The following is a 15,921-nucleotide window of genomic DNA, read 5'->3' on the forward strand; positions in this document are numbered from 1 at the left end:
CGGCAAATCATTTTGTCCTAAAATTATTCAAAACAAATCCGAAAAATGATAAGGCTTATTTTATGATTATGATAAACAAGTAATTAAAAAACAATAAACCATTTTCAAAATTTGCTTGATTTTGCACAATTAATACTCAAAACATCTGTCTCGTTCAACCCTCTGATACCTGCTCCGATGTTTCCCATGTTAACAGAATCCCAAAAAAAGGCCGATTTCGTGTTTTCCGAACTGGAGCGCCGCATCGCCGAGGGCGTGTGGAAAGTCGGCGAGCAAATCCCGACCGAGGCCGAGCTTTCGGAGGAATTTTCGTGCAGCCGCGGCACGGTCAGTCGCGCCATTGCGCGCCTCTCGCACGAAAAACTCGTCGAGCGCCGCACCCGCGCCGGCACCCGCGTGGTGCAACGCCCGCAGCCCGGCGGACGAGGACGCAACGGCGGCGCGCACGCACTCGACCTCGACGCCTGCGCCTGCATTTACCCGAGCGTGGAGCACGAGGGCATCGCGATGATCGTGCAGGGATTCCAATCCGCCGCCAACGAAGCCCGCCAGCGCGTCATGATGCTGACCACCGGCATGGATTTCCGCAAGGAGGCCGAGATCGTTGGACGCCTTAGCGAATTTAACGTGCGTGGTGCTGTCATTTATCCAGTGATACGCAGCCCGCAGGATCAGGTTTACTACATGCAGATGATCCTCGCCTGTCCCTACCCCGTGGTGATCGTCGGCGTGAACATCCCCGGCGTTAACCGCCTCGGCGTGGCGATGGACGGTCAACACGCCGCCTACACGATGGCCCGCCACCTCATCGAACGCGGCGCAAAACGCATCGGTTTTCTCGCCAACTACGCCTGGGTCCCCACCGTGCGCGACCGTTACATGGGTTACCGCCAGGCGCTCAGCGAAGCGGGCATGGATTTCGTCTCGTTCGCCTACCAAGAGACGAAAATGAACCCACGCTTCGATGATCCTCTCGAAGAGCCCACTCAACTCGGTCGTGACTACCTCGCCCGCTTTGGAGATTCCGTGGATGCCGTCGTGTGCCACGAAGATTTCATCGCCCACGGCCTCATCCGGGCTGCCGCCGAAGTCGGCATCGATATACCAGGGCGCCTGAGAGTGACCGGCATCGGCGGCCTGAAGAAACTTCCCGCGCTTCCGCATCCATTGACCACCTATCGCCTGCCTTTCGACCAAATGGGAGCCACGGCCTTCCGTATCCTCCTCGACCAAATCGCCGACCGTTACTCCGGCCCGCCCGAGACGCTGCTCAGGGGCGAATTCGTCACCGGCGGCACCGCATAACTCCGCTCTTCAATCTGTCCCTGTCTCCTCCCCTTCCCCCCGTCATGAGCATACAAAACCCAACCAACCCCGAGCCAGACCGTGGCGGCGCCTTCACGCTCATCGAACTCCTCACCGTCATCGCCATCATTGGCATTCTGGCGGCGATCATCATTCCCACTGTTGGCCGCGTTCGCATGAGCGCACGCCAGGCGGCCGCGCTTTCGAATCTTCGACAAATCGGCGTCGCCGCCAGCACTTGGAGTCATGACAATAAAGGGCGCATCGTTGCCGCCTTTGACGAAAACGGCGAAAGCACCGCCGATTCTTTTCGCAACTGGACCGGACTGCTCGCGCCCTACGTCGGCTTCGACAAGCCTCAAGTCGGCAGCCAATACAATTATTTTTCCGGAGCGAACAATGTGCCTGTCTATGCGTCCGTGTTACAGCCCACCCGTTGGGGTTATGGACACAATGTCAAATACTGCGGCAACCCGAAACCTCCTGGGAAATGGGTTGCCCTGTCAGAAATCGCTACTCCGGCCCGCACGGTTTTGATGACATCCAGCTACAGGCCTGACGACACGAGTGGAGATTTCAAAAAGAGTTGGAAAGCCTATGTGCGCGCCCCCAGTGAGGCTGATACCACTTCCGTAGTGGAGTTTCCATTCAACGGCAAAGCCGTCGTCCTTTGGGTGGATGGGCACACCTCCACCGAAACCGAAAAAACATTGATGGCGGATGATTCCCTCTGGGACAGAGAATAATTTGCATACCCCCAATCCCCCCCTGCCCCCCACCTCTACGCACCACAAATGACCATGAAACCCGTAACCTTGCTCACGCTCGCAACGCTGCTCGCGACATTCAGCGCGACACCACAAGCAACCGCCGCCGTTCCATCCGGCGAGGACGCGCTCAAATCGCAATTCGACGTCCCAAAAACAAACATCAAAACGAACATCCCCAACGCCCTTCGCATCCTCTTTATTGGCGACAGCATCACGCTGCACGGCACCAACGCGACCATCGCCCAAAAGCTCGGTTGGGACCACGAAGCAGGCATGGCCGCCAGCGTCCCCGGCAACGACTACGTGCACCTCTTCGCCGGCCAGCTTCAGGCGCTCCACCCCGATCGCAAAGTAGAGGTCTATTTTCACACACTCGGCGGCAGCGGCAGTGTGCAACAACGTCTCGCCGCCATTGACCAAGTGAAAGGCGTCGAACCCCATCTCATCGTCGTGCAACTCGGTGAACATGAAAAACAGGCTGACGGACTCGAAAAGCTCCAAGTCAACTACGCCCAACTCCTCACCGCCTTCAACGACCAGCAACCCGCCGCCCCGCAAGTCATCGCCATTGGTCCTTGGGCTCCCATTCTTACCAATAAAAACAGCCGTTACAACGGCTGGTCCGGCGAAGTCGAAAACTCCATGCGGACCATCTGTGAAACACAAAAAATCCCCTACATCTCCGTTCGCGATCTTGCCGACGACACCACCTGTTTCGGCTGGGGCACAAGCGGCGGCGTGCAATGGCATCCCAATGACAAAGGCCACGCTGGTTATGCCACCAAACTCCTTGCCGCCTATAAACAACTCTCCCTCGCAAACCGCTAACTTCCGCTCGCCCCTTCCCCCTCCTTCCCCCCCCTCCGACAAACCCGCACTTCAGACCATCATGAAAACTCCAACTCAAATCAGCCGTATCCATCGCAACCTTGGCGCGCTTGCCGCGTTGTGCCTGCCTGTTCTCCCTGCCGCTGCCGTCATTCTTGTCCAAACCGATTTCGATACCGGTTACACCACCGGAAGCATCCATGGGCAGTCCGGTACCACCGACACCGGACTCTCCGGCACATGGACAGTCGCCCAAGGAACCGACTCTGGAACCCCTGCAACGTATCAGAAAGACTTAGGCAACTTCACCATCGTGAACGGTGGCCTCTCCTACTCCGTCTCCGGCGGCGGCATCATCAACGGAGGTTCCAACGCGCTTCAATACACCTACGGCACGGCATCCAGCGCGAACAACGGTGCATATGTTTCCTTGGGCTCAAATATCAACAGTGATATTTACGTTCGTTTTCTCCTTAACGTACCCACTCCCGCCGCATTGAGCAGCGCCTCCCTTTTCCTGTGGCTAAGCAACGCCAGTGGCTCAAACCACTTGGCTGCCCATCCTGGCGCTGGCATCTACACAACAGGATTGGCCGCAGGATTGGCCGCACAAGCGTATCAAAACAGCGACTCAGCAATAAATTCCCGCACGGAAAGTTACCCGGTTACTGCCACAACCACCTATCTGGTCGTTGCCAAGATTAGCAAGGTCGGTGACTCCGTTACCAAATACAACTCCGCCTCCATCTGGGTGAATCCCGCGTATGGAGACGCAAGCACCCCGGATTCCAGCGTGACCGGAACCGGTACCAACATAACCTCCATCAACACCATCGGATTCCAGTTCCAGAACATGACCAGCACCGGATCACCCGAATACCTCATTGACGGCCTTGTCATCGGCACCACATGGGCCGACGTCATGCCGGCGCCGGTGCCCGAACCCTCCACCTGCGCCGCACTGGCCGGACTCGCCGCGCTCGCCCTGACCCTGATCCGCCGCCGCAAACGCCGTAGTTCAGAGCTTTAACCCGAACTACGTCAACCCAAGTGGCGCGGGCGTCTCGCCCGCAGACGGCAAAGCCGCCCATTCAATGTTCAATGTTCGATGTTCGATGTTGGACGTTGGATGTTCGGCGGCAACGCCGCCGCCCTCCCTCCCCCTTCCCCCCTCCATTCTCTTCCCATTTTTCGATGTCACCACACCACGCCCACCGTCCCCGCCACACTCGCCACTCCCTGTTCTCGCCGCAGAACCTGTTTTCTACTGTTAACGCCATCACCATTGCCGTCATATTTATTCAACTACAGACTCTGCAAGCCGCCCCTCCTGCCCCTCCCGTTGCCCCCGACTCCCTTGCTGCGCTGACTTTCACCCCCGGCCCGTTGATCCGCGAAGTGCCGCCCGGATTTTTCGGCGTGCACGACAGCCGTCTCTACGGCGTGGGCCGGACAAAAAACCACGCCGACGCCGCCAGCATCGACTTCATCCGCGATATCGGTTTTGAAAGCCTGCGCGGCCCCGACGGCACCGGCTCCAATTACTACCTCTGGCGAGAAGGCCGCGCCATCAACTCTCGCGACGCCGACTACAAAAAATACTACGGCGACCACATCGTCGGCATGATCGAACGCATCAACATTCGTCCCGGCTACCCGCCGCTCACGATGCAGGACATCTACCAACCCGCCGCCACACTCGACCTCCCCTACATCCTCTGCCTCAACGTCAGTTCCGAACCCGTCGCCTCGCTCGTCGAACAAGTCAAACTCGCCCGCACCCTCACCCGCCAGCCCGTGCGCGTTGAACTCGGCAACGAACTCTACGCTCTCATCAACAACACCGCCTACCCCAAAGTCAGCGACTACGTCCAACGCTGCGCGGAAATTCACGCCGCCCTCAAAGCCATTGATCCCGCCATTCAGGTTGCCGTCATTGGAGTCGGAGCCGACCTCGAAGGCCGCGTCAACGCCGACCCGGAACACGCCATGAACAACTACACCGTTGACATGGAAACGACGCAAAAAGGACGCCTTGATTTGTGGAACCAAAGCTTTCGACAACGCCCCGAAATCTATGACGCCGTTACCGTTCACATCTCCCCTCCCGTGAACGAAATGACCTCCTTCACCATCGACAGTCTCATGGATTACCTCTTCGCCTTCAACACCAGCAGCCTCGCGAAACTCAAAACCCAAGCCGCCAGCTTCCCCGGCAAACAACTCTGGGTCACTGAATGGGGATTCCTTCCCACCGGCATGCTGAAAACGGAAGGAACCGAGCGCGACCGTCTCCAATTCCTCAAAACCCCAGGCATGGCCATTGCCCGCGCCGACCGTCTCCTCTCGATGACCACCGCGCCCGGCGTATCCATAACCAACTACCACGATCTGGTCGGTGGAAACGGTTTTGGCGTCGGCCAGCGCAAACCCGGCACCGGCGACCCCGGCAAAATCGTCAAACTCCCTACCGCACATACTTTCAAGGCAATTGGCTCGCTCCTGCGCTCGCACCGTCACGCCTACGCACTCACGACCGACGCTGCCACCGACACTTGCGTCAACCGCGACATCGCCGTCCGTTACACCCGCGACATTATCAGTCTGTCCCCCATTTCCGCCTACGCCTTCGGCGACGCGATCGCGCCGCGCCAAACCGTGTTCATCAACCGCACGGCAACGCCGCGCGTTGTCGCGCTTGCCGGTTCCAAACTCCGCACGACATGGGCCTACGGCGGCCCCGATCCACTGCCGCACTTCAAACAAAATCCCAACAAATGGACCGACCTCCCTGTCGTGAATCCCGCCCCCGAAATCCTCCCGCCGGATTCACCCGCAACGGACACCATCGAACTGCGTCCCTACTCAATGACGATCTGCGAACTCGTCCCCTCCCCTCCCCCCCCCGCCACTGCCCATTGACCCAGTCACCCCCTGTCATGTCCGCCATCGCCACCACTCCCGCCATGCTTGCCGAAACACTGCACACGCCGATTGAAGACGGCGGCGACATTGTCGTCGTTGGTGCAGGCAGTGCAGGCGTGGCTGCCGCCATTTCCGCCGCCCGCTCACACTGCCAGGTCACACTCATTGATCCCGCCGGGTTTCCCGGAAGCACCTTGGCAAGCGGCATTCCACTGCTCGGCTGCCATGATGGCAACCGGCAGGTCGTGCGCGGTTTTTTCCAGGAGTTGGTCGAACGCCTGCACGCTCGCGGTGGCTGCGATGGTGACCCTGCCCGCGTCAATGAAATCAAAATTGACCACGAAAAGCTCAAAATTCTGCTGATAGAATTACTCGCCGAATCCGGTGTAAACGTGCGCCTGCACACGTTGCTTGCAGGCGTCGCCCGCGAAGGCGCGCGCATCACGACTGCGATCACCGAAGGCAAAGGGGGCCGTCGTGCGATTGCCGCCCGTTTCTTCATCGACACTACGGGCGATGCCGACCTTGCCTTCCATGCCGGCGTGCCTTGCGAAAGCGGACGCGAACAAGACAGACGTCTTCAACCGGCCAGTCTTGTTTTTTCCGTCGCGCATGTGGACATGGCTTGTTTCGAGGCATGGGGCGGACTGTCGCGTCTGGACGCGCGGTGGACCGAAATCACCGCGCAAGAAACCACCTTCCGCAATCCGCGCCGCTCGCCAATCGCCTGCTCCTGCACCACGCTCGCATCGCGGCCCGGCGAGATGACGCTCAACGTCACGCGGGTTCTCGATTGTGACGGCACCGACACCGTCTCGCTTTCGCGTGCCGAGTGCGAAGGACGTTTGCAGGCATGGGAATTTCTTGAGCGTTTTCTCCGTCCTCACGTTCCCGGTTTCGAGTGGGCATTTATTGCATCCACCGCAGGCAAGATTGGCATCCGGGAGACACGCCGCATCACTGGACATTATGTGCTGACTCGTCAGGACATCTGGGACTTCGTGAAATTTCCTGACACCATCAACTGTGGCGCGTATCCAATTGACATCCATAGTCCGACTGGCGGTGACATTGAGGTTCCGCGCGAACATTTTTACAGTGGCAATTACTGGACGATTCCCTACCGCAGCCTTGTGCCGGTCGGAGTGGCCAACTTGCTCGTTGCCGGCCGTTGTCTGAGCGCCACGCACGAAGCCCTCGCCGCCGTGCGCTGCATGGCCAACACCATCGGCATGGGCGAAGCCGCCGGATGCGCCGCCTCCCTCGCGTTGGAAACCGGTTCGACCGCACGTGAAATCAACATTTCACATCTGCAAAAAAACCTGCTGACCCGCGGCGTCTGGCTCGGTGAATAGCCCCCCCCCCCGCCACCAGTCCCTCGCTTGGCCAAACCTCAAGTATTTATTTCTAAATGACACCTATTATTCGATCCGTTCCCGCTCTGTTTATGGCGCTGCTGGCAATATTGCCGGTCTTCATCCAGTCCTCCCTGCACGCCGAAGGCGGGATGCTGGTATTGCCAGCGGCGTCAGGAAAAGATGGATACGCGATTGATCAAACCGGCGACGAACACGGCGACGTTAAAATACTCGGGACCAAAGTTCGCCTCCTGCCCATCGGCGAAACAAGCGACACGGCGGAAGCGCGAGCGTGGATTCCCTTCGTGCTCACGGAAAATGAAAAGGCGGCCGTCTTACAAACAGGGACATCGGTGACGCTGCGTCTGTTCTTGAGTGGAAAATCCAATACGTCCGGACTGCGCGTGGACATTTATGGCGCGGGCTACCGCACCGCCTACCAGGTGAACCAGAGTGACTATGATACATTGCGAAGAAAACTGGTTCCAAACGCATTCAACGAAACCAGCCAGACAGGGGTTGTTCACGAATTTGATGTGACGGAATTTGTACGCGAGGAGGCGCGGCGACCAGACGCGGAGGGCGTGGCCTTGGGCTTTCTGCTCCAGATACATGACGAGCGATTACTGCCTGTGGCTGATGGTGTCACACAGGTGTTTCAGATCGGTTCGACAACACACGTGGACGAGGCCGGGCGTCCTGCCTTGCTGGTTGGTCCACGGGCGGCGGTGACAAATCCTCCCGACCCGGAGCCGTCCGATGCGCGTGCGATGCGGGTGTTGATTATCGGCAACAGCATTCTGAAAAACGGTCCCTTGCCAGACATCGGCTGGGCTGGCAACTGGGGCATGGCGGCCAGCGCTCCGGAAAAGGATTTCGTGCATCTATTGATGGCCCGAATCGAGGCGACTTTGGGACGTCCGGTTGTCTTCATGATTCACAACATGGCATTCTGGGAAAACACATGGTCGGTGATCCGCCACGACATCCCCCTTGTTACGTATGCGCGTGATTTCAACCCTGACGTTATTGTCTCCTGCATTTCCGAAAACACCGGACTATATGACCATCAGGTTTCTGGATACATGGCCAAATATGAGGACATGATCTCGCTCATCGCTGGCGGGAAAAGCGGAACTCGACAGGCGGATGTGTTGGTGCGCGGGAGTTTCTGGACGATCAATGCCAACACCGATCTCGCCCTCTCGCGTGTTGCCGCGTCACGAGGCTGGCCTTATGTGAGTTGCTCGGATCTTTGCACTCAGGACAATCTGGGCTGGACGGCGGATTATTACCTTGGTCCGGGCGAAGTTCAGCCATCGGTTCTGAACCATCCCAATGACCGCGGCATGCAAGCCATCACCGACCGGATTTGGGGAGGCGGACTTTCGGAACTCCTGACGCGTGAGTATGTCCTGCCAACAACCTCGCAGGGTTATCGTGAGTGGAGTGTGATTTTCCGGGACGAAAAACGAAACTCCATTACCGCCCCCTTGGCTGATCCCGACGGTGACGGTCTGCCAAATCTGCTCGAATACGCTCTCGACTGCGATCCGTTGAAACCATCCGTGAACGCGCTTCCCACCGTTGGCACCCTTGCAATTGACGATAACATTCACCTGACATTCACCACCACCAAAAACCCGGATGCCACTGATGTTAACTACACGGTGGAAAGCTCCACCGATCTCGTGACATGGACGAATGCCGGTCTGGTGACACTCACCGATACTACCACCCGGCTCGTCGTTCGTGATAGTCAGCCATTAGGGACAACCCCTCGCTTTTTTCGCCTCAACATCAATGATGACGCCATCACATCCCCGCTGGGAGGCATGGTGCATCTGATTCCCGGCAACTCTGTTCAATACCTTGGCGTTCCTTTCGCATGTCCCCCTGTCTGGCGGGGACCAGTGACAAGCATTCAGGCAAACACGCTCAGCTTCACCAATGCCGAATGGGAACCCGCTTCCTTTGTATCCAGACCCCACTACATCGAGATTATCGGCGGCCCTTGGGCGGGACTGATGTCGGACATCACCGGAAACACCGCAAACACCCTCATGCTTGCCGATGCACTTCCCGGAGATGTCGTGGCAGGCCAGGTTTTTGCCATCCGTCCCCATGCCACGCTCGCTGGCATATTTGGCGCGCTCAATTCTGCTGGTCTGCAAGGCGGATCCAGCCTGGCCACAGCCGACGAAGTCCGCCTGTTTGATCCCGTTTCCCAAGGCAGCCTCTCGTTCTACTACAAAACCTCAGGCATCGGAGGAACCGGCTGGCGTGGTGATTCCAGCCCCTCGATTGATCGTTCCGGCACCCGGCTTTATCCCGAACGGGCTTTGGCAATAATCCGGCGTGCAACGACAAACCTTCGCATCCCGTCTGTTGGCGAAGCACGCGCCGCCCAACTGATTTTCACCATCGAACCCGGCATCAACTGGCTGACCGCGACACAACCCACTCCTCTTACCCTCGCTCAAAGCAACCTCTATACCGGCACTCCAGACACAAGCCTGAAAGGAGGAGCCAGTCTCTCGACCGCCGACGAGTTACTCCGTTGGACCGGTCTTAAATGGGAAAGTTTTTATTACAAAACTTCCGGCATTGGCGGGACCGGCTGGCGTGGTGACTCCAGCCCCTCAATCGACCGTTCCAGCCAGCAGCTCAATCCGGGAGACGTATTCACAATCAGGAGACGCGCCCCGTCTCTGTTCATTCACATCCGTCCTGAAACTCCACTGCCAACACCATGAAAACCAGCCTCATTAAAACCAGCATCCTTGCCGGGCTGTTCTGCCTGATCAATGTCACCCTCCATGCCATAAATTTTACGTTCAATGCCGCACTGAGCAGCGGCCTCGCATCATCTGACGGCATTGATCTGCCCACCGGCATGTTGCTCCGCTTCGGAGTTTTCGATCTTGCCGACGAACAAATAACCGCCAACGCCAGCAACCTCGCTTATCTGGATGCTCATTTTCAGGAAATCAACAGGGCGGACATCGGCGATGGCAATCCCGTGGGAGGAGCCAGTCCAGACGATCCGATCAATGCAGGTCTTTTCAGCAGCGCCCTGCGTGACATTGACACCACTCCTGTCGGGCAAAACATTGCGGGGCAGCGCTTGTTTTACTGGGTGTTCAATTCGACGACCTTTTCAACCGCCACCGAACACGGAATTTTTAGCTCCACGGATTGGCTCATCCCATCCGGCACTGGTGACCCTTTTGATTTTGGTGTTGTTTACACCGACATCGCCGACCTGACTACCAATCAGACGGGACAAGCTCTCGCCGCGAGTGCCCGCGTCATTATTGGTGCGTTTGGACCCGGCGTTAATCCCCAAGGCGGCGGCATCAACTTCACCCTCTCTCCCATCGCCCCCATCCCGGAACCCGCCACCTGTATCGCATTATTCGCTACCATCGCCCTTGCTCTCGCCATCCGGGAGCGCCGGAAAATAATCTGAAGCTAAGGTATCCCCCCGTCGCGGGCATGATGGCGGGGACGGGTTGGTAACCACGGCGCCTGCGCACTGCGCATCACAAAATGCGCATCGTTTATCAAACTTTGACACTTCACTCCCCTGCCCTACCAGTGGCTGATTGGAATGCGGTTAAAGCAAACACCCACCCGCATCACATTATTCCCAACATGGCCACAACCACCAAAACCTCACGGGCCACCGCTTCCGCCGTTGCCCGCGCCAAAACCAAACTCAGCGGACACGCCGCCCACACCCAAGACGCCGCCGCAACCGGACTCGCTGGCAACATCCAGCGCCCCATCAAAATCACCATGCTCGGTGCCGGGTCCGGCTTCACACCCCGCCTCGTCAACGACGTGCTCCGCATCCCCGGCAACCAAGGCGGCATCATTGCGCTCGTCGATATCGACACCAAGCGCCTGCGCACGATGCACAAACTCATCGAAAAACTTATCGCGCAACTCGCCTCCACCCCGGCCACCGCCGCGGCCAAAAACTGGCGCGTTATCTCCTCCCCCGACCGCGCCAAAGTTCTCAAAGACTCCGACTACGTGGTCAACTGTATCGAAGTCAGCGGTACAGCCTGCGTTGTCCACGACAACGACATCCCCCTCAAATACGGCATCGACCAATGCATCGGCGACACCATCGGCCCCGGCGGACTCTTCAAATCCCTGCGCACCATCCCCGTCTGGCTCGACGTCCTCCGCGACTGCGAACGCCTCTGCCCGCAAGCCATCGTCCTCAACTACACCAACCCCATGGCCATGATGTGCCTCGCCGCCGGACGCACCTCCACCATGCCCGTCGTCGGCCTCTGCCACTCCGTGCAAGGCACCAGCCACCTCCTCGCCAAGTATTCAGAAATCCCCTACGAAGAGATGGATTGGACATGCGCCGGCATCAATCACCTCGCCTGGTTCACCAAACTGGAACACAAAAACGTCAACCTCTACACCAGCCGCCTCTACAAAAAATTTGCCGCCGACCTCGTCGCTGCCGAACGCGAACGCCTTGCGGGCAAAGCCTCGCACGACAGCTCCGACCTCGACCGCGGCAAAGCCGACAAAGGCTATGAAGCCGCCGACCTCGTTCGCAAAGACATGTGCCTGCACTTTGGCGCCTTCATCACCGAAAGCTCCGGCCACCTCTCCGAATACCTCCCCTACTACCGCAAAAGCGACGCTGGACGCGCCCTCCTGCGCCAACGCTACGACGGCGGCTCGCGCTTTTACGCCACCAACTGGCCCGACTGGCGCAAGTCCGCCGACACCTCCCGCATGGCCATGCTCGCCGGCACCGAATCCATCGAATGGAACCGCTCCTGGGAATACGCCTCCTGGATCATCGAAGCGCGCGAGAAAGACGTCCCCTTCCGCATTCACGGCAACGTCATGAACAACCACCGCGGCGCCGGCCAACTCATCACCAACCTCCCCGCCGACGGCTGCGTGGAAGTCGCCTGCATGATCGACGGCAACGGCATCAACCCCACCCGTTACGGCGCACTCCCCGCGCACATGGCGGCGGTATGTGCGAGCAACATGAGCATGTTTGACCTTGGTGCGCAGGCCGCCATCGACCGCAGCGTCGAAAAAGCGATTTACGCCCTGATGCTCGACCCCCTCACCTCCGCGATCCTCACCCCCGCCGAAATCAAGGCGATGACGCTCGAAATGTTCAAAGCCGAGAAAGATTTCCTCCCCGGCTACAAATAACAATCAGACCACGGAGGGCGGGTTTTTATTGCCAATCCCCGCCAGCCGCGGCACAGCCGCGCCATCCGAAAGAAAGCGGTGCTTCGTACCGTCGGCAGGGTTTTATTGCCAATCCCTGCCCTCCTTATTTTTCCGCATCAGGCGGCGGGGGCGATGGCGGCACGGACACCGGCGCAGTCATCTGCGGTGGCGGTGCCGACGACGACGGAGCTTGTGTCTGATTCGCGTCCGCTGGCAATGCCGCCGCCGGACGGCGTGTTGATCCTGCCGACCCGCGTTTGGATTTAGTCCGGGCTGCGGTGGCTGGTGCCTTGGATGACGAGGACGGGGAAACCGGCGACTCCATCGCCCGCTTGATTTCCTCCTCCACTCCACTGGTGGCCTTTTTGAATTCGCGCACCGCACGCCCCAACCCGCGGGCGATGTTGGGCAGGCCCTTGCCGCCGAAAAGGACCAGCGCGAGCACGAAGATCAGCAGCAATTCCATCGAGCCAATCCCGTCGAGAAAAGCCAGCGGCGCGGAGATTGTGGAAGTCACGAAGGCCGGCACAGGCAACATCAGCGACACCGGCGAAAGCACTGGCGAAAGTATTGGAAAAACCATGACGCGGTTCCGGTTGAATCTGGTTTCAAGACGACGTCAGCGCCACCTCGACCACATAACTCTGGCTCTTGCCCGGAGCCACCCAGTGCAAGCCGACCTTGGTCTCGGGCGCATTGGGCGGGCCCATCCACGGCTCCACGCAATAATACGGCGCGTCGGCATCGGCGCTCCAAGTCACGACAGCCATCTCGGGATGCGGCACGGGATCGAGTCCGTTTTTGACCGACACGCCCGCCCCGCCGCCGACGGGGAAAAACGTCACCGTGTTGGATTTCAGCCCCGAGTGAATCGCGTCCGAAAGCTCCGGGTTGCCGAACGACTCCTCCTGCCTGAGCGCCGGGCCGGGCACGAGGTGCCCCTTCGCGTCCTGACGACGCACCTTGGTGGCGGGGATTTTTATCCGATAATCCTCACGCCGGTGTCCCTCCTCCCAAGGCAGCGTGAAATAAAAGTGATGTCCGGCGCTCCACGGAATCGGCACCTGGCCGGTGTTTTTGAGGATAAATTCACACGTCAACCCCAGCGACAAGAAGCGGTAAACAACGGTGAACTCATACGAAAACGGATAGCACTCCTTCGCGTGCGCATCGGGCACAAGCGTTGCCATGAACCCGCGCTCGTCCATGCGCGTGACCTCGAACCGCCCCTGACGTGCGAAGCCGTGCATGGGCATCGCACGACGCTGGCCGTCCGGCGAACGCCAGAAATGGATGTCGCCCGCGTCGAAACTGCGCGCGTTGAAGGGAAAAAGGATCGGGTTGCCGCCGCGCACCGAGTGAAAACCGTCGAGCGACGTGATTTCCGGCCAGTAAAGCACGTCGCGCACACTGCCGTCGCCGAGAGTCACGCACCAGTGCATGAGGCGCGCGCCACGCTCCGGGATCGCCAGAAACGTGGACTGCCCCACGGACCAGCGTCGCAGTGTCTGCCCAAGGTAAGGAACTTGTTCCATAGATACGACTGTGTTGTCCCTCACACTGCGCCGGAGCAAAGGGATTTTTGAAGAAACATTTTTGGGAAGACTTTCCCGCTTTCCACCCGTCCCGACACCCGGTGTGATGACCGGCTTATGACATCACGCATCGGCCACGGCTACGACATCCATCGCACCCTCGCCGGACGCCCCCTCGTCCTCGGCGGCGTCCACTTCGAAAACAGCGACTTCGGCCTCGATGGGCACTCCGACGCCGACTGCCTTACGCACGCCGTCTGCGACGCCCTTCTCGGAGCCGCCGGCCTGCCCGACATCGGCCATTTCTTCCCCAACACCGATCCCGCCTACAAAGACATCAACTCTCAAATCCTCCTCCAGCGCACCGCCGCCGAACTCCGCGTCCGCGGCTGGGAAATCGTCAACATCGACGCCACCCTCATCGCCGAACGCCCCAAAATCCAACCCCGCCTCGCCGACATGCGCCTCACCCTCGCCGCCTCCGCCGGCATCTCGCACGAACAAATCGGCCTCAAGGCCACCACCAACGAAGGCGTCGGCGACATCGGCAAACACCTCGCCATCGCCGCCCACGCCGTCGCGCTCATTCAGAAAACCTGAAAAATGAACCACAAAAATACAGAGACACAAAGGTCCAAACCACGGAGAACAAACGCAGCAAGGGGGGGGGGGGGGGAGGAGGATGCGCGGTTGGGAGACCTTGCGTGGTTGGATTGTTCTCTATGCCTCCGTGTCTCTGGGGTTAATTTCTTTCACCGCCTGCGGACGGCGCGAGACGCCCGTGGAAGCCGGCCTTCGCACGCAGACACTCCACCAAGGCATCCGCAACGAACCCCTCACGCTCGACCCCCACCTCGCCACTCAGTCCACCGATTACCACATCCTCTCCGCCCTCTACGAAGGACTCGTCTCCGAGCACCCCGAAGACCTCCATCCCGTGCCCGGCGTCGCCGAACGCTGGGACATCTCGCCCGACGGACTCGTTTACACCTTTCACCTCCGCGCCACCGCCCGCTGGTCCAACGGCGACCCAGTCACCGCGCGCGATTTCGCCGACTCCATCCAGCGCACCCTCCACCCCGCCTTTGGCTCACCCAACGCCCCCCTCCTTTACGTCCTCCAAGGCGCGCAGGCATTTAATCATAACCATAACCAAAGCCATAACCATAGCCAGCCCCCTCCCCCCCCCCCCCCACACACTGGCGCGGTAGCGCCCCACTTGGATGTTGGATGTTCGATGTTGGATGTTGGACATTCGGGGCGGAGCCCCGCCCCCGATTTCTCCCAAGTCGGCGTTCGCGTCCTCAATGAAAACCGCACCCTGCGCCTCACCCTTGAGCACCCCTCGCCCACCTTTTTGACCCAGCTCAATCACCCGGCCTGGTTCCCCGTTCACCGCGCCTCGATCGAAGCCGACGGAAAAGCCAGCGGCCAGAAGACCGAAGACGCCACGCAGCCAAAGTCCGGCGATCTCCGGCCTCTGGCATCTGGCCGCTCCGACGACGGCGAAGCCGCCGCCGCCACCTCCGCCTACCTCGACCGCGCCTCCCGCTGGGCCCGGCCCGGACGACTCGTTGGCAACGGCCCCTTCGTCCTCGACGAACACCTCATCGGCCAGCGCATCACCGTCAAAAAATCCCCCACCTATTGGGACGCCGCCACCGTCACCCTCAACGCCATCCAATTCCATCCCATCGAAAGCCTCGACGCCGAAGAGCGCGCCTTTCGTGGCGGACAACTTCACCTCACCGACTCGATCCCCCTTGGCCGCATCGACGCCTACCGCCGCGACAACCCCCGACTCCTCCGCATCGACCCCTACCTCGCCGTCGAATTTTACCGTGTCAACATCACCCGGCCCTTCCTCAGCGAAACCAAAATCCGGCGCGCCCTCGCCCTTGCCATCGACCGCGAAACCCTTGCCTCGCAAGTCCTGCGCGGCGTGCAACTCCCCGCCGCCACTCTCATCCC

General features: G+C 59.5%; 13 protein-coding genes. 11 read left to right on the forward strand and 2 right to left on the reverse strand.

Going from position 1 to position 15,921, the window contains the following annotated elements:
• Positions 1–186 precede the first annotated feature (186 nt).
• The 9 genes from OBACDRAFT_RS21930 (at position 187) to OBACDRAFT_RS21970 (ending at position 12,394) form a co-directional block, all read left to right on the forward strand.
• The gene (locus tag OBACDRAFT_RS21930; protein ID WP_043589058.1) at positions 187–1,305 is read left to right on the forward strand and encodes a GntR family transcriptional regulator; all 1,119 of its coding nucleotides are present in this window, start codon (positions 187–189) and stop codon (positions 1,303–1,305) included.
• Between the two features lie 44 nt (positions 1,306–1,349).
• Positions 1,350–2,051 carry a prepilin-type N-terminal cleavage/methylation domain-containing protein gene (locus tag OBACDRAFT_RS21935; protein WP_052362364.1) on the forward strand — a complete coding sequence of 234 codons (702 nt, stop codon included), beginning with the start codon at positions 1,350–1,352 and terminating at the stop codon, positions 2,049–2,051.
• A gap of 54 nt (positions 2,052–2,105) precedes the next feature.
• The gene (locus tag OBACDRAFT_RS21940) at positions 2,106–2,903 is read left to right on the forward strand and encodes an SGNH/GDSL hydrolase family protein (protein ID WP_081722267.1); all 798 of its coding nucleotides are present in this window, start codon (positions 2,106–2,108) and stop codon (positions 2,901–2,903) included.
• A 61-nt stretch (positions 2,904–2,964) separates the two neighbouring features.
• Positions 2,965–3,933, forward strand: coding sequence for a PEP-CTERM sorting domain-containing protein (locus tag OBACDRAFT_RS21945; protein WP_043589032.1), 969 nt, complete (start codon positions 2,965–2,967; stop codon positions 3,931–3,933).
• Between the two features lie 164 nt (positions 3,934–4,097).
• Positions 4,098–5,825: a hypothetical protein gene (locus tag OBACDRAFT_RS28720; RefSeq protein ID WP_043589033.1), complete on the forward strand. Its 1,728-nt coding sequence runs from the start codon at positions 4,098–4,100 to the stop codon at positions 5,823–5,825.
• A 17-nt stretch (positions 5,826–5,842) separates the two neighbouring features.
• Positions 5,843–7,183 (forward strand): FAD-dependent oxidoreductase, encoded by a 1,341-nt coding sequence (locus tag OBACDRAFT_RS21955; protein WP_052362365.1) that lies wholly within the window; start codon positions 5,843–5,845, stop codon positions 7,181–7,183.
• A gap of 56 nt (positions 7,184–7,239) precedes the next feature.
• Positions 7,240–9,942: a TIGR02597 family protein gene (locus OBACDRAFT_RS25935; RefSeq protein ID WP_081722263.1), complete on the forward strand. Its 2,703-nt coding sequence runs from the start codon at positions 7,240–7,242 to the stop codon at positions 9,940–9,942.
• A complete protein-coding gene (locus tag OBACDRAFT_RS21965) occupies positions 9,939–10,658 on the forward strand; it encodes a hypothetical protein (protein WP_043589034.1) in 720 nt (239 codons plus the stop codon). Before OBACDRAFT_RS25935 ends, OBACDRAFT_RS21965 begins: the two co-directional genes overlap by 4 nt.
• Before the next feature lie 185 nt (positions 10,659–10,843).
• Positions 10,844–12,394, forward strand: coding sequence for an alpha-glucosidase/alpha-galactosidase (locus OBACDRAFT_RS21970; protein WP_052362367.1), 1,551 nt, complete (start codon positions 10,844–10,846; stop codon positions 12,392–12,394).
• 124 nt (positions 12,395–12,518) lie between these two features.
• Here OBACDRAFT_RS21970 and OBACDRAFT_RS30950 read toward each other — a convergent pair whose 3' ends face one another.
• Positions 12,519–12,998 carry a twin-arginine translocase TatA/TatE family subunit gene (locus OBACDRAFT_RS30950; protein ID WP_081722264.1) on the reverse strand — a complete coding sequence of 160 codons (480 nt, stop codon included), beginning with the start codon at positions 12,996–12,998 and terminating at the stop codon, positions 12,519–12,521.
• 25 nt (positions 12,999–13,023) lie between these two features.
• Entirely contained in the window at positions 13,024–13,950 is a 927-nt protein-coding gene (locus OBACDRAFT_RS21980; RefSeq protein WP_043589035.1) for an aldose epimerase family protein, read from the reverse strand.
• A 117-nt stretch (positions 13,951–14,067) separates the two neighbouring features.
• Here OBACDRAFT_RS21980 and ispF point away from each other — a divergent pair, with 117 nt between their 5' ends.
• Together ispF and OBACDRAFT_RS21990 are read left to right on the forward strand one after the other, a co-directional pair.
• Positions 14,068–14,550: a 2-C-methyl-D-erythritol 2,4-cyclodiphosphate synthase gene (ispF, locus tag OBACDRAFT_RS21985; RefSeq protein WP_043589036.1), complete on the forward strand. Its 483-nt coding sequence runs from the start codon at positions 14,068–14,070 to the stop codon at positions 14,548–14,550.
• Positions 14,551–14,680: 130 nt separating this feature from the next.
• The coding region (locus OBACDRAFT_RS21990) for a peptide ABC transporter substrate-binding protein (protein WP_198529967.1) at positions 14,681–15,921 on the forward strand (1,241 nt) is incomplete at its 3' end.

The sequence above is a fragment of the Geminisphaera colitermitum TAV2 genome, from assembly GCF_000171235.2.
GTDB classification, from domain to species: domain Bacteria; phylum Verrucomicrobiota; class Verrucomicrobiia; order Opitutales; family Opitutaceae; genus Geminisphaera; species Geminisphaera colitermitum.